We start from the raw sequence: 21,578 nt of genomic DNA, 5'->3' as shown, positions 1-21,578 counted from the left end.
CTTAGCCAATTGTGCCTTGGTTCTGACCGATCTGACCACGGTGCAGCAGCAAGTGATCGAGGATCACGCAGGCCATCATCGCTTCGCCCACGGGAACAGCGCGAATGCCGACGCAGGGGTCGTGACGACCCTTTGTGATGATCTCGGTGTTCTCGCCTGACTTGGTAATGGTTTTGCGCGTCGTCAGGATGGAACTGGTCGGCTTCACCGCGAAACGCACGACGATGTCTTGCCCCGTGGAGATACCGCCAAGGATACCACCCGCATGGTTCGAGCTATAGCGCGGGCCGTCGTTGCCCATCGTGATTTCATCTGCGTTCAACTCTCCTGTGAGCATCGCAGCCGACATGCCTTCACCGATTTCGACGCCTTTTACGGCGTTGATGCTCATCATCGCTGCGGCGAGATCCGTGTCAAGTTTGCCATAGACCGGCGCGCCAAGGCCCGCGGGCACTCCGCGCGCAACGACTTCTATGATGGCACCAACGGAACTGCCGGATTTACGCAGTCCATCAAGATAATCTGCCCACGTTTCAGCGGCCTTGGCATCGGGGGTCCAGAAGGGGTTTTGTTCGATCTGATCCCAATCGAAGTTGCCTCGATCAATCTCATGTGCGCCCATGCGGGTCATATAGCCTGTAATCTCGACCTGCGGTGCCAGTGTTTGAAGGGCAGCGCGTGCAAGCCCACCAGCGGCAACGCGCGCGGCCGTTTCGCGCGCAGACGAGCGCCCGCCACCGCGATAGTCCCGATTACCATATTTCTGATAGTAAGTTATGTCCGCATGACCCGGGCGAAATTTTTCGATGATATCGCCATAGTCTTTAGAGCGCTGATCGGTGTTCTCGATCATCAACTGCACAGGCGTGCCCGTGGTTTTCCCCTCGAAGGTACCAGAGAGGATCTTCACTTCATCCGCCTCGCGGCGCTGGGTGGTATACTTGCTGGTACCCGGTTTACGCTTGTCGAGCCATTGCTGGATCGAGGCCTCGTCAATAGCCACATTCGGCGGACAACCATCGACCGTTGCGCCCAAGGCAGGCCCGTGACTTTCACCCCAAGTGGTGACGCGGAAGAGGTGACCGAATGTGTTTAGGCTCATAGGTAGGCTCCTTTGCGCCCCTGTTACCGAGGCAGAGCGCTGCTCTCAAGGGATTTCGCTGGACTTCGCTCTGCACGGGGCCTAACTAAAACCTACCTCGGGGGGCCTTTTTGGCTGAGATATGCGTTTGCATGACCCGTTGAACCTGAACCGGTTAGGACCGGCGGAGGGAAGGTCTGGACATATTTCCAACCCAATCCATCCGCCCGCCTACATTTTTTGGAGGATACCTATGAAGTATCTCGGATGTATCGCGGGTGTTTTTGCGGCCACTATGGCAACGGCAGAAACGCCTGAATTGATTGTTTATACTTACGACAGCTTTGTGTCCGATTGGGGCCCTGGCCCCGCGGTTGAAAAAGCGTTCGAAGCTGAATGCGCGTGCGATTTGAAATTCGTTGGCGCAGGTGATGGCGCAGCGCTTTTGGCGCGTATCAAGCTGGAAGGTGCGCGCACAGATGCGGATGTTGTTTTGGGTTTGGATACAAACCTGACAGCAGGGGCGATGGAAACAGGGCTCTTTGCGCCGCACAGCGTCAGCGCAGAGTATAGCCTGCCGATTGAGTGGAACGACGAGAATTTTGTTCCCTATGATTGGGGCTATTTTGCCTTCGTTCACAAGAACGGGCTGGACGCGCCAGATAGTTTGAAGGCGCTAGGCGAGAGCGATCTGAAGATCGTTATTCAAGATCCGCGCTCGTCGACGCCCGGTCTTGGTTTGCTTATGTGGGTCAAGGCTGCGTATGGCGATGAGTCTTCTGCGATCTGGGAAAGCCTGTCCGACAACATCGTAACTGTAACCAAAGGCTGGTCAGAGGCATATGGCCTCTTCCTTGAAGGTGAGGCGGACATGGTGCTGTCCTATACGACTTCGCCTGCCTATCACTTGATTGCTGAAGAAGACGCGGGCTACGCTGCGGCGGCCTTTGAAGAGGGCCATTATTTGCAGATCGAAGTCGCAGGCAAATTGGCGTCCAGCGATCAACCCGAATTGGCGGATAGATTCCTTGCGTTCATTGTTGGTGAAGGCTTTCAAACCATCATTCCGACGACCAACTGGATGTATCCTGCTGTGACGCCGGCAGATGGCTTGCCAAAGGGATTTGAAACACTCGTTCTCCCTGAGAAATCCCTGTTGGTTCCTGCTGCGGACGCTGTTGCAGTCCGTGATGCGGCATTGGCTGAATGGCTCATAGCGCTCAGCAAATAAACCCGTGGTTCGGGGTCGGGGCAGCGGCATTTGTTGCTGCCCTGATCTTCGGCACACTGGGCGTAGTTACGTGGAATGCGCCAGATGCAGGACAGCTGGGCGCAAGCGATTGGGCCGCTGTCAAGTTCACCGTGAGCCAGGCTTTCGTGTCCGCTTTGCTCAGTTTAGTGTTTGCCATTCCAGTCGCGCGCGCTTTGAGCCGACGACAGTTCGTCGGGCGAAGCGTATTGATAACGCTTCTCGGCGCTCCCTTTTTGCTGCCAGTTATCGTTGCTGTGATGGGGCTATTGGCGGTCTTCGGGCGATCCGGCTGGATCTCGCAGGGGCTTGAATTGTTTGGCCTGCCAGCGATCCCGGTCTACGGGTTTCACGGCGTGGTCCTGGCGCATGTTTTCTTTAACTTGCCACTTGCGACACGGATCCTTTTGCAGGGATGGGCGGCCATTCCCGCTGAACGCTTTCGCCTTGCGGCGCAGCTTGGGTTTTCCCCGCGCGATATGATGCGACATCTTGAATGGCCGATGCTGAAGCGCGCAGTCCCCGGGGCGTTTGCAATCATTTTCGCGATCTGTTTGTCGAGCTTTGCCGTCGCGTTAACGCTAGGCGGTGGGCCGCGCGCGACGACGGTGGAACTGGCCATCTATCAGGCGTTCCGATTTGATTTTGACCTTGGCAAAGCGGCGTTGCTGGCGACCTTGCAACTGGTTCTGGCAGGCAGCGCTGCTTTGGTGGCGCTTTGGGCCAGCCAAGGGCGGGGCGGCTTTGGCAAAGGATTGGACCGCGTGTCGGTGCGATGGGATGGAAATAGCTGGCGCGCACGTTCTGCTGATGCGGTAACAATCACGATAGCCGCGCTTTTCCTTTTGGTGCCGCTCTGCGCTGTGGCCGCGCGAGGGTTTGGTGCCTTGCCTGAATTGCCGCCCCAAGTTTGGGGCGCAGCAGGGCTGTCGATCAAGCTCGCACTGTTATCTGCCTGCCTTGCTTTTGCGCTAAGCGTGTCGATCGCGCTGGCGGCGGTACGTTTTGCGTGGATCGAAAGTGTTGGTTTGCTTGCGATCGCAGCGTCGCCACTGGTCATTGGAACGGGATTGTTCATCGTGATTTTTCCGTTTGCAGCGCCACAAGATTGGACAGTCATGGTGACCGCCTGCCTGAATGCCGTGATGGCGATGCCCTTCGCGTTAAGGGTTCTCATTCCTGCCGTGCAGGATGTTTGCGCCGACTATGGACGGCTTTCGATGAGCTTGGGACTGTCGCGATTTGCGATGTTACGGCTTGTGATCCTGCCGCGCATTCGTGCGCCACTGGGATTCGCAATCGGCTTGGCAGCGGCTTTGTCGATGGGGGACTTGGGCGTTGTGGCACTATTTGCAGGGGCGGATGAAGCGACCCTGCCATTGCAAATATACAGGCTTATGGGCGCTTATCGAATGGATGCAGCTGCGGGTGCGTCGCTTTTACTGGCGCTGATGTCATTCGGCGCGTTTTGGATCTGTGACACATGGGGGCGGCGAAATGCTTGAACTAAGCGATATTGAGTTGCAACAGGGCGCGTTTTCCATGAACGCCGATCTGCGCATTGAACCGGATCAGCGCGTTGCGGTGATTGGTCCTTCAGGCGCGGGCAAATCCACTTTGCTGATGGCTCTGGCAGGGTTTCTGAAACCTGCGCGCGGGCGCATCCGCTGGAATGGTGTGGATATCACTGAAGAAGCGCCTGCCAAGCGTCCATTTTCCGTGCTCTTTCAAGACAACAACCTTTTTCCACATATGAATGTTGCACAGAATATAGGCCTTGGGTTGCGTCCGTCCTTGCGATTGAGTTTGGACGAATTGAAGCGTGTTGAACACGCACTCAGCTCTGTTGGATTGGGTGGAATGAGTGGGCGTAAACCCTCGGAACTGTCTGGGGGCCAGCAAAGCCGCGCGGCCCTTGCACGGGTTCTGGTGCAGAGCAAACCGATGATCCTGCTGGATGAACCTTTTGCAGCACTTGGCCCTGCGCTCAAGATCGAGATGCTTGATCTCGTTGCGCAGCTTTGTGATGAGACGGGTGCAGGGGTGATGATGGTCAGCCACGATCCAAGTGATGCAAAGCGGATATGCCAGCATGCGATCCTTGTTGCCGACGCGCGGGCGCATGCTCCTGTTGAAACGTCCAAGCTGCTCGCTAATCCGCCTGACGCGTTGCGCGCTTATCTGGGCGAATAAAAACCCCCGCCAGATTGCTCGGACGGGGGTCATATTTTCATACTTTGGACGAAGGAATTAGTCTTCCTTGCGGCCTTTGCCTTTGATCGGTGCCCAGATCTTCTTGTTCGTCAGATAGAGCAGAACAGTCAGAATGGTCAGGAAGAAGACAGAGATAAAGCCCGCTTGCTTGCGCGCCATCATCTTTGGTTCAGCAGTCCACATCAGGAAGGCAGAAACGTCCATCGCAACGTGATGCAGATCGTTAGAGTGACCATCCGCATATTCGACGTCTTCACCAGCAAGTGGCGGAGCCATGGAAATCCAACCACCCGGGAAGGCGTGGTTTTCATAAAGCGTAACGCCTGCTTCTTCTTTCTCTTCGCCTGTGTAGCCGGTCAACAAGGACGCAATATACTCAGGGCCACCCATGCCTTTGAACATCTGGTTAATACCAGTGCCGTAAGGACCGTGGAAACCAGCGCGCGCCTTTGCCATCATGGACAGGTCAGGTGCACCAGCGCCGGTGACTTCCGGAAAGTGATCCACTGGCGTTGCCGGACGCGTGTCTTCCAGCTCTTCGTCGTAGACTTCAAAGTTCTGCGCTGCGTAGGCACGAACCTGATCGGCTGGCAGGTGAGGGCCGCCGTCATCCGCGAGCGTGCGGATTGGGACGTACTTCAAGCCGTGGCAGGCCGAACAAACTTCAGTGAAGACCTGAAGGCCGCGTTGCAGCTGGTTCTGGTCGAACTTACCGAATGGACGTTCAAACGAGAAATCGAAGTTTTCGATGTGCTGCTCACCGCCACCCGCCGCGAACGCGCCGGATGAGAGTGTCAGGGCGGCGATTGCCGCGATGCTGAGTTTCTTAAACATAATCCTCAGTCCTTTCTTATTCAGCAGCCGTCGTGTCGGACTTGCCATAGTGGGCGGCAAAGTCTTCTTCGATTGTTGCAGGCAGTGGCAGCGGTTTTTCGATCACACCCAAGAGCGGCAGGATCACCAGGAAGTAAGCAAACCAATAGGCAGACGCGATGAGCGAGAAGGTTGCATATGGCTCTTCCGCAGGCATGGCACCGAGCCACATCAGGAAGATGAAGTCGACAACCAAGATTGCGAACCACCACTTGAACATCGGACGGTAACGACCAGAGCGAACCGAAGATGTGTCGAGCCATGGAGCCAACGCCATCACAAGGATCGCACCGAACATCGCGAGAACACCGAAGAATTTCGCATCGATGATGCCGCCAGTTACGAAGCTTGCGATCTGAACGACCCATACTTCGGACGTGAAGGCACGCAGGATCGCGTAGAACGGCAGGTAGTACCATTCTGGAACGATATGCGCAGGCGTCACAAGTGGGTTCGCTTCGATATAGTTATCGGGGTGACCCAGATAGTTCGGCATGAAACCTACGACTGCGAAGAAGATGACCAGAATAAATGAAAGCGCGAAAAGGTCTTTCATTACAAAGTATGGCCAGAATGGCAGCGTATCTTTCTGAGCATCCGCTTTGGACGTGCGGCGCACTTCAACACCTGTTGGGTTGTTGTTGCCCGTTGTGTGGAAAGCCCAGATGTGAACGATCACAAGGCCAGCAATCACGAATGGCAGCAAATAGTGCAGCGAGAAGAAACGGTTCAGCGTCGCGTTATCAACAGCAGGTCCACCCAGCAGCCATTGCTGCAGGCCTTCGCCGATGAAGGGGATCGCGCCGAAGAGACCGGTAATAACCGTTGCGCCCCAGAAGGACATTTGACCCCATGGAAGAACGTAACCAAGGAAACCAGTCGCCATCATCAGAAGATAGATGAGCATACCGATGATCCATGTGATCTCGCGTGGGGCTTTATATGAACCGTAGTACAGGCCACGGAAGATGTGGGCATAAACAGCGATAAAGAACAGCGATGCACCGTTCATGTGCAGATAGCGGATCATGTGACCGCCATTCACGTTACGCATGATGTGCTCGATAGAAGCAAACGCCATGTCGACGTGAGGTGTGTAGTGCATCACAAGAACGATGCCTGTGACGATCTGCAAAGCAAGACAGAAAGTCAGGATGATACCCCAGATCCACATCCAGTTCAGGTTCTTGGGTGTGGGGATCATGATTGTATTGTAGAGCAAACCAATCACGGGAAGGCGGGATTCAACCCACTTTTCACCTTTGGTCTTCGGCTCGTAATGGTCGTGAGGAATTCCAGACATTTCTTAGCCTCTCCCTTAACCGAGTTTAATTGTTGAAGCGTCTTCGAAAGCCGCTGGCGGAACCGGAAGGTTCTCAGGCGCTGGACCTTTGCGAATACGGCCGGATGTATCGTAGTGTGAGCCGTGGCATGGGCAGAACCAGCCGTGGTAATCACCAGCGCCATCGCCAAGCGGAACGCAGCCAAGGTGCGTACAAACGCCCATCATGACCAGCCATTCGCCTTCAAGCTCGCTCTCTGGCGGAGCAAGGAAACGGTTGCTGTCGCTGCCGTCACCGCCGTTTGGCAGGTTGGCGTTGCGTGCATCGTTATCGATGAGCGTTGTCAGATCGACAGCGTTTGCCTCTTCGATCTCTTTTTCGGTGCGGCGGCGAATAAAGACAGGTTTGCCTAGCCATTTTACCGTCAGCTGTGTCCCCGGTGCGAGGTCAGCCACATCAACCCGGATCGAAGAGAGCGCTTTCACGTCTGCCGATGGGTTCATCTGGTTTACAAGGGGCCAAACAGCGGCACCTGCGGTTACTGCGCCAGCACCTGCTGTCGCGTAGTAGAGGAAATCCCTACGGGTGCCTTCGTGATCGTCTGCGTGGGACACGAGGTTCTCTCCATATCTGGGCCACCAAATTGTGTTTTAGGCGGCAAATACGCGTCAGGCCGCAGGAATCCCTACAGCCGGTTCGATGCGGTATTAGCGCCCCCTTGCGCCCTCGTCCAGCAAGCAAAGCATCGGAATGTAATTAGCGCCGATGTGTCGCGGTTGTGAGGTCACACTTTAGGGTGTAATTGCGCGCAGCGAACAGCTAAAATCAGATAATCGCTATCGAGGACGTTCAGATGCGCAAAATTCTTTCAGCCTTGGCTTGCACGGCCATCACATCCGCTGTTGCAGCGCCTGCCGCCGCTGAAATGGAGCTTAGCATTTATGGCGGCTCACAATCGTCGCCTCATAGCCGCGTGTCCGGTGCCTATCCAGGCACGGGTGCCCGCTACAACGCGCTGATTGGCTGGGAGGGCAAAAGTTTTGCGCCGCCCCCTTACTATGGCGCGCGCGCGACCTGGTGGCAGCGCCCTGATCTTGGCTTTGGTATCGAATTGACACACGCGAAAGTTTACGCGCCAGTCGCCGAACGTTCTGCAATCGGTTTTAACCGAATGGAATTCACCGACGGGCACAATATTCTGACGTTCAACGTGACCAAGCGCTGGAACGATAGGTTTGGACCTTTCACACCTTATGTCGGCGCAGGCATTGGTATCGCAATTCCGCATGTGGATGTGACATCGGCAAATGGCTATCGTTCGCTAGGCTACCAGCTTACTGGTCCCGCTGCCCGTCTTACGGCTGGTGCGAAATATGATCTGTCTGACAGTTGGGCTTTGTTTGGTGAATATCAGTTCACCTATTCTTCCAACAAAGCAAAATTGCCAGCAGGTGGCAGCCTGAACACCGATATCATCACCAATGCGATCAATATCGGTGTCAGCTTCAGTTTCTGATCTTATCCAACTGGTGCCGTTGCCTGCATCGCAGGACGCTGGCTGAACTCGGCATACCAAGCTGCCAGCGCGTCATTGCCTTTGCGCCAGTCGCGGTGTCCATGACGGAAATCCACATAGGCCAGCGCACAGGCAACTGCCACCTGGCCCATATCAAGCGGTCCGGCAAGGTGGCTCATCCAACGCGTGTTCAGGACATTGCAAGCGCTTTCGATCTTGCCATACTGACCGTCGACGAACGCTGCCATGCGCAGTTCTTCAGGGCGCAAGCGGCCCTCGTAGGTCATCAAGAGCGCCGCATCCATGATGCCGTCGCCAGTTGCTTCAAGCGTCAATGTTTCCCAGCGGCGATTGCCGCTCGGGTACAGCTTGCCGCCCGCACGTGCATCCAGAAAGGCGCAGATGACGCGACTGTCATAAAGCGTTGCGCCGTCCGGCCGCTCAAGCGCGGGTATTTTTCCCAGCGGGTTCTTCTGCACAACTTCCGCATTTGGCGTAAGAGGTGTGCCAGATCCCTCAACAAGCACTACATCATCGAGTTGGCCTGTTTCATGGAGCATAACCATGACTTTGCGCACATAGGGCGAAGCGGGACTATAAGCGAGTTTCATCTATCTTACTCCTGTTGATCCGGTTTTGGCGGGCTGTCCATCAGCGCCGCAAGGCTTTGGGTTTCATGACCGATACCGTTCTTGGCAACTTGTTTGGCCGCGGCCCTGCGCACGGGTTCGGGTTTGTTCTGGCCAAGTTTCCAAGTGCTTTGCATTTCTGTAATTGTGAGGCGAACAGGGGAAATTGCCCGCATCATCTTTTCCAGCACCCCGTCGCTCATCTTTTCAGCGATCCAAGGTTGCTTGGGCGTAAGTCGTTGCTCGAAATGGGCGCTTTGATAGGCGATCAGATCACGCAAAGTATCGTCGGGCATTAGCTCCAAGGTGCCCTCGAAATGCACGGCAACGTAATTCCATGTCGGCACCTGATCCGCGACTTCATACCAATCAGGCGAAATGTAGCTGTCAGGCCCCATGACCGATAACTTAGCAGGCATCGCCCCGTTCTTCAGCGCGCGGGCAATGGGATTGGAGCGCACCAAATGAAGCCCGGCGAAATCCGCGTCCTCGCTCAGCAAAAACGGCACATGTGCGATCAGGGGGGTTGGTTCAGCGTTTATAAGAAGCGTGCCAAAGCTACGCTCGCGGGCGAAGGCGAGGCTGTGCTTGGCGTCGGTAGTGCGAAAGATCGGGTTCGGATGCATGAGCGCAGCAAAAGTCTTTGCGCAAGGATTTGCAATTCCTTTTGTGAAAAGAATTGTACCCCTAGGCAGTCAGTTGTGATCCGTTCTGGCCGATGATTTGCGCTGTTACGATCTGGCCCTCAGTTTGGGCGCGCGCGAACGTCACTTCGGTAAACTGCTCGGTGCGCCCCATATGTTCGTTCTCCATCAGGATGTGATGGGTCTTGCCCTGTTGTGCCGACAAATGCGCCGCCACCTGTGCATCACCTGCGGCGCGCAGCCGCGCAGCGCGCTCTTTGATGGCCTTACCGTTTACAACGGGCATGCGCGCTGCAGGCGTGCCTTGACGCGCTGAATAGGGAAACACATGCAGCCATGTCAGATCGCACTCTTGAACAAGCTTGAGAGAATTTTCAAACATCGCGTCTGTTTCGGTAGGAAACCCTGCAATAATGTCGGCGCCGTAAGTCATATCAGGGCGCAGGCGCTTGGCCTCTTCGCAAAACGCTATGGCATCGTCGCGCAGGTGGCGACGTTTCATCCGTTTGAGGATCATGTCATCGCCGGCTTGCAGGCTCAGATGGAGATGCGGCATCAGGCGTGGTTCGGTGGCGATGGCCTGCATCAGGTTCTCATCCACTTCGATCGAATCAATCGAACTGATCCGAAGGCGCGGCAGATCGGGCACCAGCTTGAGAATGCGCATCACCAGATCACCCAGCTTTGGTTCCGCCGGAAGATCGGCACCCCAAGAGGTGAGATCAACACCTGTCAGCACGACTTCGTTGTAGCCTTTGCCGACAAGCCGCTTGATCTGTTCAACCACAACGCCAGCGGGCACAGAACGGGAATTTCCGCGGCCATATGGAATAATGCAAAACGTACAGCGGTGATCGCAGCCGTTCTGGACCTGCACATAAGCGCGGCTGCGTGTGCCGAATCCGTCGATCAAGTGACCAGCGGTTTCCGTGACCGACATAATGTCATCGACCTGCACCGCTTCGGTTTCACCTATAAAATCCGCCGACAGCCCTTTCCATGTGTTGGCCTGCATTTTCTCTGTATTGCCGATGACTGCGTCAACTTCAGACATTGCAGCGAATGTCTCGGGCTCGGTCTGCGCCGCACATCCGGTCACGATCAAACGCGCATCGGGATTTTCGCGCCGCAATTTGCGAATTTCCTGACGGGCTTTTCGTACAGCTTCGGCCGTAACGGCGCATGTATTCACGATGACTGCATTGGACAGCCCAGCCTCGGCCGATAGCTCTTTCATGGCTTCGGTTTCATAGGCGTTCAGGCGGCAGCCTAGCGTAGTGAACTTGGGGGCGTTCATCTGATGCCCCGCCAATGCCCATCAAATACATGTGCCCATGCGCCTGTCATCAAGACACCCGAGGGCGCAATCTTGATACGAATCTCGCCGCCATCAAGCTGGAGGGTTGCTGGGCCATCAATCAAACCGCGTCGTGTTGCGGCGACCGCGACAGCACAGGAGGATGATCCAGACGCCAGCGTGATCCCCACGCCGCGTTCCCAGACCCGCATGCGAATCTGGTTGGGACCGGTGATTTGCGCGATCTGGACATTCGTGCGTTCGGGGAAAAGCGGGTGGTGCTCGATCGTTGGCCCGAAAGCTTCAAGATCAATGGCCTCAACGTCGTCCACAAAAAAGGTACAATGCGGATTGCCCATGCCTGTGGCGGTCGGCGCACCCTCTATAGGCAGTTCTAACGTGTCTATTTCACGCGCCAGCGGGATTTCATCCCAGCGCATCAAGGGTTGGCCCATGTTGACTTCAATATCGCCATTTCCTGCATCAACTGCGTGCAAGAGCCCACGCTCGGTTCGGATATTCAAAGCAACCGCTTTCCTGCGCGCAAGTTCCCAGCCAGCAATGCAGCGCGTCGCATTTCCGCACGCGCCGGCAATGCTGCCGTCAGCGTTCCAGAACACCAATTCGATATCGGCCTCTGCATGGCTTCGAATCGCGACAAGCTGGTCATACCCGACGCCGCAATGACGATCTGCCATAGCAATCACCAACGCCTGAGTGACCAGCGGACCGCTTGCCCGCTCGTCAAAAACGACAAAGTCGTTGCCTAGCCCATGCATCTTCATGAACGGCAGGGATGTTCCAGTCTGGCTTGCCATATTCGCGCATATAGAGGTGCCGCGGAAATGAATCCAGACATTGTGCACATTTACATGATTTTCGGGGTTGACCCGCTGGGCTGCACTTTCTAGATACCGCCCTCAGTGGGCCGTTAGCTCAGTTGGTAGAGCAACTGACTTTTAATCAGTAGGTCGATGGTTCGAACCCATCACGGCTCACCATTTTTTCTCTTAATAACAACCAAATCAAGTCTGAAACCAGAATTGTGTCTGGTTGTAGTCCAGTCGAATCTGACAACGAGCTTGGTCTTGCCAAACGGAACGTGATTTCGATGGGATATTGCTTGGGTGATACTATCTAAAGCAGTGCGCAGATGAACAAAGCGGGTTGCTGCTTCGTAGAGAGCGTCGGCAACGGGCAATGGCGTTTGCGGGTTTTTTGCCTTGGAGGGTTTGTTCGGTTTTGGGGGGCTAAACCAAACCAAGTCTAAAGAAGGCGTTTTTTAGGGCTATTCTTTAACAGCTGCTCGTGCATTATCTATGTACACAATATGTATGAAGAGAGCGCGGCAATGCCTGTTAACAAGAAATCATTTTGCGCGTCTGACTTGCGTAACCGGATCCTGTCGCAAGATATTGCGCCGGGTTCGGATCTGGATGAAGTACGCCTGTCAGAGGAATACGGTATTTCCCGGACGCCATTGCGTGAAGTGCTTCATCGCTTGTCTGGCGATGGCTATGTCCGGCTGGAAGACAACCGCGGCGCTAAAGTTGCGTCAATGGATCTATCGGTCATGCGCGTGTTCTTTCAGACGGCACCGCTGATTTACTGTTCCATAGCCAGCCAAGCCGCCGAAAGCCGCACGAGCGAGCAACTCTCGCACCTGAAAGAGACGCAGCGCAGTTTTGTGGCGGCGATCCATGCCGGTGAAACGGGTAGTGTCGCTCTTTTGAACCACAAGTTTCACGAACAGATCGGCGAAATGGCACAGAACCCGTATCTGATGGCCAGCCTGAAACGCATGCTGATTGACCATACGCGTTTCAGCCAGACTTTTTTCCGTCCCAAATCAGGCGCAGACAAAGACCGAATTGCCAAATCCATCGCCCAGCACGAGGCCATGATTTGTGCGATCGAAGCACAGGAAGCCGCGGTTATGATTGATCTGACCTTGCAGCACTGGGATCTGTCGCGCGACCAGATCGAAAAATATGTTCGTCCAGACCCGCTTCCCCTTGATGTCATCTCAATGAAAGACCGCCGCCATGCAGTTTGAAGGGATCTACACCCCGATCATCACGCCTTATCACGACGACTTTTCCTGCAATGAAGAGGCGCTTGCGCAAACAGTTGAACATTTGATCGCAGCAGGCGTTCACGGCATCATCGTTGCTGGATCAACTGGCGAATACTATGCCCAAACCGCCGAAGAGCGCCTTTGGATGATGGAGCGCTGCGCCGATTTGATACAGGGCCGCGTTCCGATGATTGTGGGGACTGGCGCAATCCGGACAGAAGACAGCATCATGTTTGCCCAAGCCGCAAAGGCGAACAACGCTGACGCCTTGCTTGTCGCAACGCCGCCCTACGCCTATCCGACGGGCCGCGAAATTGCCTTGCACGCACTCGCGATTGATCGCGCGGCCAACCTGCCCGTGATGCTCTACAACTACCCTGGCCGCATGTCTGTGAACATGGACGAGGAAACGCTGGATCGTTTGGGGCGCTCGCCGAACTTCTGCGCCATCAAGGAAAGCAGCGGCGATATCAATCGCGTGCATATGCTGGCGCGGGACTACCCTCACATCGCCCTGTCCTGCGGGATGGACGATCAAGCGTTGGAGTTCTTCGCTTGGGGCGCGCGTTCTTGGGTCTGCGCGGGATCGAATTTTGCACCTGAAGCGCATATCGCCCTGTATCAGGCTTGCGCTGTTGAGGGCGATTTCACCAAAGGCCGCGCTATCATGTCGGCTATGCTGCCTTTGATGAGCGTTCTCGAGCAGGGCGGAAAGTTTGTGCAGTGCATCAAATACGGCCTGACCTTGCGCGGCATTGATGCAGGTCCGCCGCGCAAGCCGCTTCAACCGCTTAACAAAGATGACAAACGCCAGTTGGCTGAAGTTATCCGCACAATGAACACCACCATTTCAAGCATCACCGGAGAGACGCTATGAGTGATCTTCTGACACAGGCCGAATACCAAGCCATTGCTCAAAGTCTGGACTTCCCGCGCACGGCTTTCATTGACGGGAAGTATCGCGCAGGACGCGGTGCCCGCTTTGCGACGATAAATCCTGCTACGGGCAAAGATCTTGTGGAAATATCCGGGTGTAATGCGGATGACGTTGATTTCGCAGTTGGCAAAGCGCGTGAGGCTTTTGAACAAGGCCATTGGTCAAAACTGCATCCATCTGATCGCAAAGATGTGCTGATCCGGCTTTGCAAATTGATTACCCGCAACCGCCGCGAGTTGGCTGTTATGGAAAGCCTGGACAGCGGCAAGCCAATCCTGGATTGCGAAACGATCGATGTGCCTGAGACGATTCACTGCATCAAATGGCATGCTGAGGCGGCTGATAAGATCTACGATCAGACCAGCCCAACAGGCGATGATGCAATATCGATGATCGTGCGTGAGCCGATTGGCGTTGTGGGGGCCGTGTTGCCGTGGAATTTCCCTTTGATGATGCTGGCCTGGAAGATCGGGCCTGCTTTAGCGGCTGGCTGTAGTGTCATTGTTAAACCTGCCGAGCAGACGTCGCTTACGGCGCTACGCATTGCGGAACTGGCACATGAGGCGGGCGTGCCACGCGGTGTCTTACAAGTGCTGCCCGGCGATGGTCCCTCTGTGGGCGAACCACTGGGCCGTCACATGGATGTCGATATGGTCAGCTTTACCGGATCAACTGAAACGGGACGGCGTTTCTTGCACTATGCCGCGGACAGCAACCTGAAGAAAATCGTACTGGAATGCGGGGGCAAAAACCCTGCTGTTGTGTTCGACGACGCCGAAAACCTTGACCACGTAGCAGAGCATGTTGTGAATGCTGCGTTCTGGAACGCAGGGCAGAATTGTTCTGCTGCGTCACGCTTGATTGTCCATAAAAGCGTCAAAGCCGCTTTGATAGAACGGATTGAAGCGCGCCTGCGCGATTGGAAAACCGGCGATCCGCTCGACCCTGCCACCCACATAGGCGCGCTGATCGACGCGGAGCATTGTGCCAAAGTGCGCAGCTTTCTTGAAACAGGTGACAAAGGTGAAGGGCCCTATGTTTCGCCGGTCCTTTATCATGTGAGCAAGGATGACCCAAAAGCGATCGAGGAAATTTTTGGCCCTGTTTTGTGCGTCATCGAGGCCGCCAGCAACGATGAAGCTATCGAGATCGCCAACCAGACCAATTATGGTCTGGCGGCGTCTGTTTTCACGGCCAACACGCGTCAGGCCATTCGCGCCGCTCGCGACATCCGTGCAGGCACAGTTACGGTGAATTGCTATGGTGAAGGTGACATCGCAACCCCCTTTGGCGGCTACAAGCAATCGGGTTTTGGCGGGCGCGACAACGGCATTCATGCCCATGACCAGTTCACAGAACTGAAGACGATCTGGGTCGATCTGAGTGACCCTGCAAGCGGGGATAACATCGGATGAGCGTTGATGCAGTAGGGACCACGCGCCGTGGACGCGGTGCCCGCAAAGCGATACGCCAAACGCGCGATATCAGTATGCTGCCAGCGTTGAAGCGGGGCATTCCACTGACCGAGCCGATGTCAGCAGAGCGTATCGCGCAGATTGACAACGCTTCCATGGACATTCTTGAACAAGTCGGCGTCGTTTTTCGCGACCCCATTGCACTTGAGGACTGGCGACGCGCTGGTGCTGACGTGCGCGGCGAAACTGTGCATCTCGACCGCGCGTTGGTGCGTTCACTGATACAGTCGATCCCGTCAAGCTTTACCTATCACGCGCGCAATCCGGCCAATAACCTGCCGTTTGGAAAGGATCATGCGATCTTCGTGCCAATGACGGGCGCACCGTTTGTGCGCGATCTGGATGATGTGCGGCGCAACCCGACCCTTGAGGACTTGGCGAATTTCCACAAGCTCAGCCATATGTCGCCTGCGCTTCACTCTTCGGCGCATCATATTGTTGAACCCTACGATCATCCGATCAGCCAGCGGCATCTGCGGATCACATATTCCTCGATGAAGCATTCCGACAAAACGTTCATGGGCATGACTACCAGCCCTAGAAATGCACAGGACGTGCTAGAGATGAGCGCGCTTTTATTTGGCGAGGATTTCATGCAAACCCATCCGGTTGTGACCGGAAACATCAATGGGAACTCCCCATTGGTATGGGATGAAACCATGCTAGGAGCGCTGCGCGCTTTTGGCCAATATAACCAACCAGTCCTGTGCTCTCCCTTTGTGCTGGGCGGGGCGAATACGCCTGCCAGTGTCGCGCCGACTGTTGCCCAGTTAAACGCCGAGGCGCTTAGCGCATTGGCCTATAGTCAAGTTGTGCGTAAGGGCATGCCTGCCATTTACGGTCACTACCTTGCGACTGTTTCGATGAAATCCGGCGCGCCAATGGCTGGCACGCCAGAGATCAGTTTGATGAACATGATGATTGGCCAGATGGCGCGGTTCTACGATGTGCCTTGGCGCACCTCAAACACGCTTGGCGGGTCAAAGACCTTTGATGCACAAGCGGGCTACGAAAGCGCCAGCACGATGATGGCCGTCTTGATGTCAGGGGCCAACTACATCTGGCATTCGGCGGGCTGGAACGAAGCGGGAATGCATTGCTCTATGGCCAAATTCGTGGTCGACGCCGAACAATGCGCCATGGGATATCGCATGGCGCAAGGCGTCAACTGGGACGACTTTGAGGACGCCATGCAGGCAGTCCGCGACGTTGGCCCGGGGGGCCACTATTTGGGGCATCCGCATACGCTCGAGAATTTTCAAAGGGCGTTTTTCATGCCGGAGCTGTTTGACAACAACTCCATCGAGCAATGGCAGGCCGAGGGCTCGGTCGAGATAACCGAACGTGCGCTCAAGCAGGTGCGCCAGATGCTTGGGGAATACGAAGAACCAAAGCTTGATGCAGGTGTAAACGACGCATTGCTTGACTACATCGCGCGGCGCGAACGCGAAATCCCTGCGGCAGATGCGCTGAACCAGAGCTTCTAAGGTGTCCCAGATACACATCAGCAAGCTCCCCGTTGATCCCGGGCCAGCCGCTTGGAACGAACTGTTGCCCGATGCTGCGCCCGTGAGCACGCTCAATGGTGCTGTAATCGCCGATTGGATTGTGATCGGGGCAGGATTTGCGGGGCTTTCAGCCGCGCGCAGGCTGACGCAACTTCGCCCGTCTGATCGAATTGTCATGTTGGAAGCAAGCCGCGTCGCACAAGGCCCTGCAGGGCGCAACTCGGGGTTCATGATCGATTTGCCACATGATCTGTCTTCTTCGGATTATGGTGGAGCCTTGGAGAAGGATGTCATCCTGACGGCTGACAACCGGCACGCTATCGAATTTGCAGCGGCGATGGCGAAGGACTTTGGCCTTGGTCACGACGTATTCGCCAGAAGCGGCAAAATTAACGGCGCCGCAACGGCAAAGGGTGATCGCCACAATCAGGAATACGCCGCGCACCTTGAGCAAATGGGTGAACCTTCCGAACTGCTTGACGCCGAAGCAATGCGCGCCCTGACTGGCACGAATTACTACCGCAGCGGCCTGTTTACGCCCGGTACAGCGATGATACAGCCGGCAGCCTATGTGCGCGGTGTCGCGCAGGGCCTGTTATCGGCCGGGGTCGCGATCTTTGAAAACAGCCCGGTGATTGCGCTTGAAAAGACAACAACCTGGCAGGCTGCCACACCAGGTGGAACAGTGTCGGCCCCTAAGGTTATTCTGGCAGTCAATGGACACCTGAACAGCTTTGGTTATCTCAAGGGCCAGCTGATGCATGTGTTCACCTACGCCTCGATGACACGCCCCTTGCGCGACGACGAAATGGCGGTTCTGGGCGGTTCGCGCGAATGGGGGCTAACACCTGCTGACCCGATGGGCACTACAGCGCGACGCATCAAGGCACATGATGGTGATAGGCTAATCATTCGCAACCGCTTTACCTTTGATCCCTCGATGGAGGTCAATCAGCGCCGCATTGATGTTGTCGCTAAGGATCACGACCGCTCGTTCGCGGCGCGTTTTCCGATGCTGGATCAAGTCGAAATGCAATACCGTTGGGGCGGGCGTCTTTGTCTGAGCCGCAACAACGTTAATGTCGTCAGTGAAGTGCAAGACGGGCTGTTTGCTGCCTGTTGCCAAAACGGATTGGGCACAACACGCGGTACCTTGACTGGACTGTTGGCCGCAGAGCTGGCAACTCAAACACATTCTGACAGACTTGACAGGGCATTGGCCGTCGCGCCGCCCACGCGCCTCCCGCCGCGCCTGATCGCAAGCCTCGGGGCAAATGCCATCCTGCGCTGGCAAGAACACTTGGCAGGTTCCGAGCTATAATGATCGTGATTGAAAATCGTCTAGACCGATTATTTCAACGCACAAAGTGGCCATTGGCACCGCCGCAAGAATCCGCTTTCTCAAACCTACCTCTTTGAATGGTGCAGTTCCTTCTAGAAAGCCATTCGCGTGGTTTCGCCTGCTTCGCAATCAGTTAAATGAAATTTCGAATGCGCTTTTGACAGAACGGAATTTTTGGAAGAACAGCTTGTTGAATGTGATGGTTTCTTGACTCTACCTGAATAATTGCGGCCTCATGGTCGTCGCAATTACGCAGGCTGTGGAAAGGGAACTTCGGATGCAGGAGCAAGCTGGAATGACGCCAACCGGATGCCCCATGTCCGCAAAAGCCGAGCAGTTCGATGCTTTTGGCGATGAGTTTCGTCTTGATCCAGCCGAAGCCCTGCGCTGGGCGCGCGCGCAAGAGCCGGTGTTTTATAATCCCAAACTCGGCTATTGGGTCGTTAGCCGATATGCGGATGTAAAGGCAGTTTTTCGCGACAATATCCTGTTCTCGCCTTCAATCGTTTTGGAGAAAATTACGCCATCGCCGCCCGAGGCCATGGAAATCCTGAAGCGCTATGACTACGCGCTCAACCGCACCTTGGTGAACGAGGACGAGCCTGCTCATATGGAGCGGCGGCGGCTTTTGATGGAGGACTTCCTGCCCGAACGGTTAGAGCATCACGCCCCAATGGTGCGCGCGCTGACGCGTGAGGCGATGGATCAGTTTATCGAAAAAGGGCAGGCCGAGCTTGTCGCAGATATGTTCTGGGAAATTCCCCAGACAGTGGCGCTGAAGTTCCTTGGGGTGGATGAAGAGGATATCGAAGATCTCAAATCATTCTCGGTTGCGCATACGACCAATACATGGGGGCGCCCCGAACCGGAAGAACAGCTGGCTGTCGCCGAAGCAGTAGGTGAATTCTGGCAGGCTTCGGGTCGCATTCTGGAAAAAATGAAAGCCAACCCCGATGCGCCCGGATGGATGCAGACAAGCATCCGCCAGCATTTGAAATACCCAGAAATAGTAACGGAATCCTATCTGCATTCGATGATGATGGCGATCCTTGTGGCGGCGCATGAGACGACTGCAAACGCCTCTGCCAATGCGTTCCGAATGCTGCTGAGCCAACCGGGGGTTTGGGATGAGATCGTCGAAAACCCGGGGTTGATCCCCAATGCGGTTGAAGAATGCCTGCGCCATTCCGGCCCGATTGCTGCGTGGCGCAGACAGGCGACGCAGGACACGGAAATTGGCGGCGTTGCGATTCCCGAAGGGGCCAAGCTACTGATCGCGACTGCCTCAGCCAACCATGACAAGCGGCAGTTTGAGAACCCCGATCTGTTGGATTTGTACCGTGACAACTCGGCGGATCATCTGACCTTTGGCTATGGCAGCCATCAATGTATGGGTAAGAACATCGGTCGTATGGAAATGCGGATTTTTCTGGATGAGTTCACGCGCCGCCTACCGCATATCAAGCTGAAGCAAGACCAGAGCTTTGAGTTCCCTGCTAATATCTCGTTTCGGGGTCCCAAAGCGGTTTGGGTAGAGTGGGATCCAGCACTTAACCCTGATGTGATCCGCCCTCCGATGGATTTCCCGATTGGGCCGCCCGAAAAGCAATCGATCATTCGTCAGCTTACCGTGGCAGGTGCTGAAACGCGCGGTGAGGTGATGTATCTGACCCTGCAAGATCCGCGTGGCCGCGATTTGCCCGCATGGAGCGCTGGCGCGCATGTCGATCTTATCGTCGGCGCGTATGTGCGCAAATATTCGCTTTGCGGTGACGCAACGGATCGCAAGCACTGGCAGCTCGCCATTCTGCGCGAAGAGGATGGGCGCGGTGGTTCCAAGCATATCCATGATGCGCTGCAAACAGGGTCCAAGGTGAGTGTCACAGGCCCGCATAACCATTTCCATCTGGGCGAGGCCGAGGACACCCATGTGCTCATTGCTGGCGGTATTGGCATTACGCCCATACTTGCTATGGCGGATCGTTTGAAGGCGATGGGCAGCCCATATGAGTTGCACTTTGCAGGGCGCACGCGCAATGCGATGCCTTTGTTACTGCGCGCCGAACGGGATCACGGCGAATGTCTCATGGTCTATGCGGGCGATGAAAGCCGCCGTTTGGATCTGGCACAGATCACCAAGGATTGCAGCGCAGCTAGGCCTGTCTACGCTTGCGGGCCAGAAAGGCTTTTGAATGCGCTTGAAGACCTGGCGCAGGGCTGGCCAGAACATAGTCTGCATTTCGAACATTTCAGCGCCGCGGAGAACCTGCTGGATCCCGAAAACGAACACGGTTTCGAGGTAGACCTACGCGACTCGGGCCTGACACTTTCGGTGCGCCCGGATCAAACCCTGCATCAGGCCTTGCAAGGTGCAGGCATTGATATTGCTTGCGATTGCAAGGAGGGGCTGTGTGGCTCTTGCGAGGCGATTGTGACAGAGGGCGAAATAGATCATCGTGACCGCGTGCTTTCAAAAGCGGAACGCGCTGAAGGCACGCGGATGATGACCTGCTGTTCGCGCGCCAAAGGTGCCAAGATCGCACTAGCGCTATAGGAACGCAGCTATTTCGTGCAGCCCCCGCGCCTTTATGATGCCGTACGCATAGGGGTCGTTGGCTCGGCGCACAGGTTCATCAGCGCAATCTCTATCCTGACTTTTTTACCCTGAACTGGCCCTGTGATGACCATCGAAGATGTAGGGCGATGCCTGTGTGCCAAGCCTTGTAAAACCCGAGGACCACTTAGCAGCGTTCAACATCACACCGAGACGATGGACAGTAGCTGCTCGCGTGCGATGTCCTGTTTGGCTGCATTTTCGATCACTTCACCGCGACGGAGCACAACAATGCGATCGGCCAAATCGAACGCAAAATCGAAGTACTGTTCTACCAAGACAATTGCCATGTCTCCGCGATCCCGCAGAAGGCGAATGACTTCGCCAATGTGCTGAATGATGTTTGGTTGAATGCCCTCTGTCGGCTCGTCCAGCAGTAACAGTTTCGGCTTGGTGATAAGCGCCCGTGCAATTGCCAATTGCTGCTGTTGGCCGCCAGATAGATCGCCGCCCCGACGTGTCTGCATTTCCTTAAGGACAGGAAAGAGCTGATAAATTTCATCTGGGATGAAGTGTTCTGATTTGGGAAGGCAGGAAAACCCCGTTTGCAGGTTTTCGCGAACTGTTAGTAGCGGGAAGATATCGCGCCCTTGGGGCACATAGCCAACGCCCATCTGTGCCATCTTGTGCGCGTTCATCTGGCCCAAAGGTTTGCCGTCGAACGTAACATCCCCGCTTGAGCGCGGATGCGTGCCAGAGATCGCCCTCAAAAGGCTGGTTTTGCCAACGCCGTTGGTGCCCATGACACATGTCACATCGCCCAAACGCGCCTTCGGCCAGAACCGACCCTTCATGGAGCACCGTCACTATCCAATCTAGGCGGCGCACAAACTCCATAT

General features: G+C 55.5%; 19 protein-coding genes, 1 tRNA gene and 1 riboswitch. Of the genes, 11 read left to right on the top strand and 9 right to left on the bottom strand.

Translation table 11 applies throughout. From position 1 onward, the window contains the following. Position 1: 1 nt before the first annotated feature. The gene (gene aroC, locus WBC85_RS06790) at positions 2–1,102 is read right to left on the bottom strand and encodes a chorismate synthase (protein WP_424434293.1); all 1,101 of its coding nucleotides are present in this window, start codon (positions 1,100–1,102) and stop codon (positions 2–4) included. A gap of 88 nt (positions 1,103–1,190) precedes the next feature. Next, positions 1,191–1,291: riboswitch (TPP riboswitch) on the top strand. Positions 1,292–1,334: 43 nt separating this feature from the next. On the opposite strand from aroC, the gene thiB reads away from it, so the two are divergent. The 3 genes from thiB to WBC85_RS06775 are packed head-to-tail and all read left to right on the top strand — an operon-like array spanning position 1,335 to position 4,523. Beyond that, positions 1,335–2,312, top strand: a complete 978-nt coding sequence (gene thiB, locus WBC85_RS06785) for a thiamine ABC transporter substrate binding subunit (protein ID WP_424434290.1) — start codon at positions 1,335–1,337, stop codon at positions 2,310–2,312. Continuing rightward, on the top strand, positions 2,288–3,835 hold the full coding sequence (locus WBC85_RS06780; RefSeq protein WP_424434287.1) for a thiamine/thiamine pyrophosphate ABC transporter permease ThiP: 1,548 nt from the start codon (positions 2,288–2,290) through the stop codon (positions 3,833–3,835). Before thiB ends, WBC85_RS06780 begins: the two co-directional genes overlap by 25 nt. After that, the gene (locus WBC85_RS06775) at positions 3,828–4,523 is read left to right on the top strand and encodes an ATP-binding cassette domain-containing protein (RefSeq protein ID WP_424434284.1); all 696 of its coding nucleotides are present in this window, start codon (positions 3,828–3,830) and stop codon (positions 4,521–4,523) included. The genes WBC85_RS06780 and WBC85_RS06775 overlap by 8 nt, the downstream gene beginning before the upstream one ends. 57 nt (positions 4,524–4,580) lie before the next feature. Here WBC85_RS06775 and WBC85_RS06770 read toward each other — a convergent pair whose 3' ends face one another. The 3 genes from WBC85_RS06770 to petA are packed head-to-tail and all read right to left on the bottom strand — an operon-like array spanning position 4,581 to position 7,314. After that, on the bottom strand, positions 4,581–5,378 hold the full coding sequence (locus WBC85_RS06770; RefSeq protein ID WP_424434281.1) for a cytochrome c1: 798 nt from the start codon (positions 5,376–5,378) through the stop codon (positions 4,581–4,583). 16 nt (positions 5,379–5,394) lie between these two features. Further along, positions 5,395–6,720: a cytochrome b gene (locus WBC85_RS06765; protein ID WP_424434278.1), complete on the bottom strand. Its 1,326-nt coding sequence runs from the start codon at positions 6,718–6,720 to the stop codon at positions 5,395–5,397. A 15-nt stretch (positions 6,721–6,735) separates the two neighbouring features. Continuing rightward, positions 6,736–7,314 carry a ubiquinol-cytochrome c reductase iron-sulfur subunit gene (gene petA, locus WBC85_RS06760; RefSeq protein WP_424434275.1) on the bottom strand — a complete coding sequence of 193 codons (579 nt, stop codon included), beginning with the start codon at positions 7,312–7,314 and terminating at the stop codon, positions 6,736–6,738. Between the two features lie 239 nt (positions 7,315–7,553). Between petA and WBC85_RS06755 the strand changes: the two genes are divergently transcribed. Next, a complete protein-coding gene (locus tag WBC85_RS06755) occupies positions 7,554–8,216 on the top strand; it encodes an outer membrane protein (RefSeq protein ID WP_424434272.1) in 663 nt (220 codons plus the stop codon). A 2-nt stretch (positions 8,217–8,218) separates the two neighbouring features. On the opposite strand, the gene WBC85_RS06750 is transcribed toward WBC85_RS06755, so the two are convergent. The 4 genes from WBC85_RS06750 to dapF form a co-directional block, all read right to left on the bottom strand. After that, positions 8,219–8,827 carry a glutathione S-transferase gene (locus WBC85_RS06750; protein ID WP_424434269.1) on the bottom strand — a complete coding sequence of 203 codons (609 nt, stop codon included), beginning with the start codon at positions 8,825–8,827 and terminating at the stop codon, positions 8,219–8,221. Positions 8,828–8,832: 5 nt separating this feature from the next. After that, positions 8,833–9,471, bottom strand: a complete 639-nt coding sequence (locus WBC85_RS06745; protein ID WP_424434266.1) for an FMN-binding negative transcriptional regulator — start codon at positions 9,469–9,471, stop codon at positions 8,833–8,835. Positions 9,472–9,532: 61 nt separating this feature from the next. Next, positions 9,533–10,786 (bottom strand): tRNA (N(6)-L-threonylcarbamoyladenosine(37)-C(2))-methylthiotransferase MtaB, encoded by a 1,254-nt coding sequence (gene mtaB, locus WBC85_RS06740; RefSeq protein ID WP_424434263.1) that lies wholly within the window; start codon positions 10,784–10,786, stop codon positions 9,533–9,535. Further along, entirely contained in the window at positions 10,783–11,604 is an 822-nt protein-coding gene (gene dapF, locus WBC85_RS06735) for a diaminopimelate epimerase (RefSeq protein WP_424434260.1), read from the bottom strand. The genes mtaB and dapF overlap by 4 nt, the downstream gene beginning before the upstream one ends. 107 nt (positions 11,605–11,711) lie before the next feature. On the opposite strand from dapF, the gene WBC85_RS06730 reads away from it, so the two are divergent. The 7 genes from WBC85_RS06730 to WBC85_RS06700 all read left to right on the top strand — a co-directional run bounded on the left by WBC85_RS06730 (position 11,712) and on the right by WBC85_RS06700 (position 20,679). Further along, a tRNA-Lys gene (locus tag WBC85_RS06730) sits at positions 11,712–11,787 on the top strand. A 350-nt stretch (positions 11,788–12,137) separates the two neighbouring features. Next, positions 12,138–12,842 carry a GntR family transcriptional regulator gene (locus WBC85_RS06725; protein ID WP_424434257.1) on the top strand — a complete coding sequence of 235 codons (705 nt, stop codon included), beginning with the start codon at positions 12,138–12,140 and terminating at the stop codon, positions 12,840–12,842. Beyond that, positions 12,832–13,740 carry a dihydrodipicolinate synthase family protein gene (locus WBC85_RS06720; protein WP_424434254.1) on the top strand — a complete coding sequence of 303 codons (909 nt, stop codon included), beginning with the start codon at positions 12,832–12,834 and terminating at the stop codon, positions 13,738–13,740. The genes WBC85_RS06725 and WBC85_RS06720 overlap by 11 nt, the downstream gene beginning before the upstream one ends. Next, positions 13,737–15,215: an aldehyde dehydrogenase gene (locus WBC85_RS06715; RefSeq protein WP_424434251.1), complete on the top strand. Its 1,479-nt coding sequence runs from the start codon at positions 13,737–13,739 to the stop codon at positions 15,213–15,215. Before WBC85_RS06720 ends, WBC85_RS06715 begins: the two co-directional genes overlap by 4 nt. Further along, positions 15,212–16,762: a trimethylamine methyltransferase family protein gene (locus tag WBC85_RS06710; RefSeq protein ID WP_424434248.1), complete on the top strand. Its 1,551-nt coding sequence runs from the start codon at positions 15,212–15,214 to the stop codon at positions 16,760–16,762. Before WBC85_RS06715 ends, WBC85_RS06710 begins: the two co-directional genes overlap by 4 nt. A gap of 1 nt (position 16,763) precedes the next feature. Beyond that, a complete protein-coding gene (locus WBC85_RS06705; protein WP_424434245.1) occupies positions 16,764–18,104 on the top strand; it encodes an NAD(P)/FAD-dependent oxidoreductase in 1,341 nt (446 codons plus the stop codon). Positions 18,105–18,402: 298 nt separating this feature from the next. After that, on the top strand, positions 18,403–20,679 hold the full coding sequence (locus WBC85_RS06700) for a cytochrome P450/oxidoreductase (protein ID WP_424434242.1): 2,277 nt from the start codon (positions 18,403–18,405) through the stop codon (positions 20,677–20,679). 203 nt (positions 20,680–20,882) lie between these two features. Here the strand turns inward: WBC85_RS06700 and urtE are convergent, their stop codons facing one another. Then, complete coding sequence (gene urtE, locus WBC85_RS06695; RefSeq protein ID WP_424434239.1) at positions 20,883–21,533, bottom strand: urea ABC transporter ATP-binding subunit UrtE; 651 nt, start codon at positions 21,531–21,533, stop codon at positions 20,883–20,885. Positions 21,534–21,578: the final 45 nt, after the last annotated feature.

Source organism: Planktotalea sp., assembly GCF_049680325.1.
Classification (GTDB): Bacteria; Pseudomonadota; Alphaproteobacteria; order Rhodobacterales; family Rhodobacteraceae; genus Planktotalea.
The sequence above is the reverse complement of the archived record's forward strand: the minus strand, read 5'-3'. Positions and strand labels throughout refer to the sequence as shown.

Bases quoted from the DNA above. Each gene is read 5' to 3' on its own strand.
- mtaB (WP_424434263.1), bottom strand. From the start codon at position 10,786: ATGAACGCCCCCAAGTTCACTACGCTAGGCTGCCGCCTGAACGCCTAT.
- WBC85_RS06710 (WP_424434248.1), top strand. From the start codon at position 15,212: ATGAGCGTTGATGCAGTAGGGACCACGCGCCGTGGACGCGGTGCCCGC.
- WBC85_RS06725 (WP_424434257.1), top strand. From the start codon at position 12,138: ATGCCTGTTAACAAGAAATCATTTTGCGCGTCTGACTTGCGTAACCGG.
- WBC85_RS06700 (WP_424434242.1), top strand. From the start codon at position 18,403: ATGCAGGAGCAAGCTGGAATGACGCCAACCGGATGCCCCATGTCCGCA.
- urtE (WP_424434239.1), bottom strand. From the start codon at position 21,533: ATGAAGGGTCGGTTCTGGCCGAAGGCGCGTTTGGGCGATGTGACATGT.
- WBC85_RS06750 (WP_424434269.1), bottom strand. From the start codon at position 8,827: ATGAAACTCGCTTATAGTCCCGCTTCGCCCTATGTGCGCAAAGTCATG.
- dapF (WP_424434260.1), bottom strand. From the start codon at position 11,604: ATGGCAAGCCAGACTGGAACATCCCTGCCGTTCATGAAGATGCATGGG.
- aroC (WP_424434293.1), bottom strand. From the start codon at position 1,102: ATGAGCCTAAACACATTCGGTCACCTCTTCCGCGTCACCACTTGGGGT.
- thiB (WP_424434290.1), top strand. From the start codon at position 1,335: ATGAAGTATCTCGGATGTATCGCGGGTGTTTTTGCGGCCACTATGGCA.
- WBC85_RS06720 (WP_424434254.1), top strand. From the start codon at position 12,832: ATGCAGTTTGAAGGGATCTACACCCCGATCATCACGCCTTATCACGAC.
- WBC85_RS06780 (WP_424434287.1), top strand. From the start codon at position 2,288: ATGGCTCATAGCGCTCAGCAAATAAACCCGTGGTTCGGGGTCGGGGCA.
- WBC85_RS06715 (WP_424434251.1), top strand. From the start codon at position 13,737: ATGAGTGATCTTCTGACACAGGCCGAATACCAAGCCATTGCTCAAAGT.
- WBC85_RS06755 (WP_424434272.1), top strand. From the start codon at position 7,554: ATGCGCAAAATTCTTTCAGCCTTGGCTTGCACGGCCATCACATCCGCT.
- WBC85_RS06745 (WP_424434266.1), bottom strand. From the start codon at position 9,471: ATGCATCCGAACCCGATCTTTCGCACTACCGACGCCAAGCACAGCCTC.
- WBC85_RS06770 (WP_424434281.1), bottom strand. From the start codon at position 5,378: ATGTTTAAGAAACTCAGCATCGCGGCAATCGCCGCCCTGACACTCTCA.
- WBC85_RS06765 (WP_424434278.1), bottom strand. From the start codon at position 6,720: ATGTCTGGAATTCCTCACGACCATTACGAGCCGAAGACCAAAGGTGAA.
- WBC85_RS06775 (WP_424434284.1), top strand. From the start codon at position 3,828: ATGCTTGAACTAAGCGATATTGAGTTGCAACAGGGCGCGTTTTCCATG.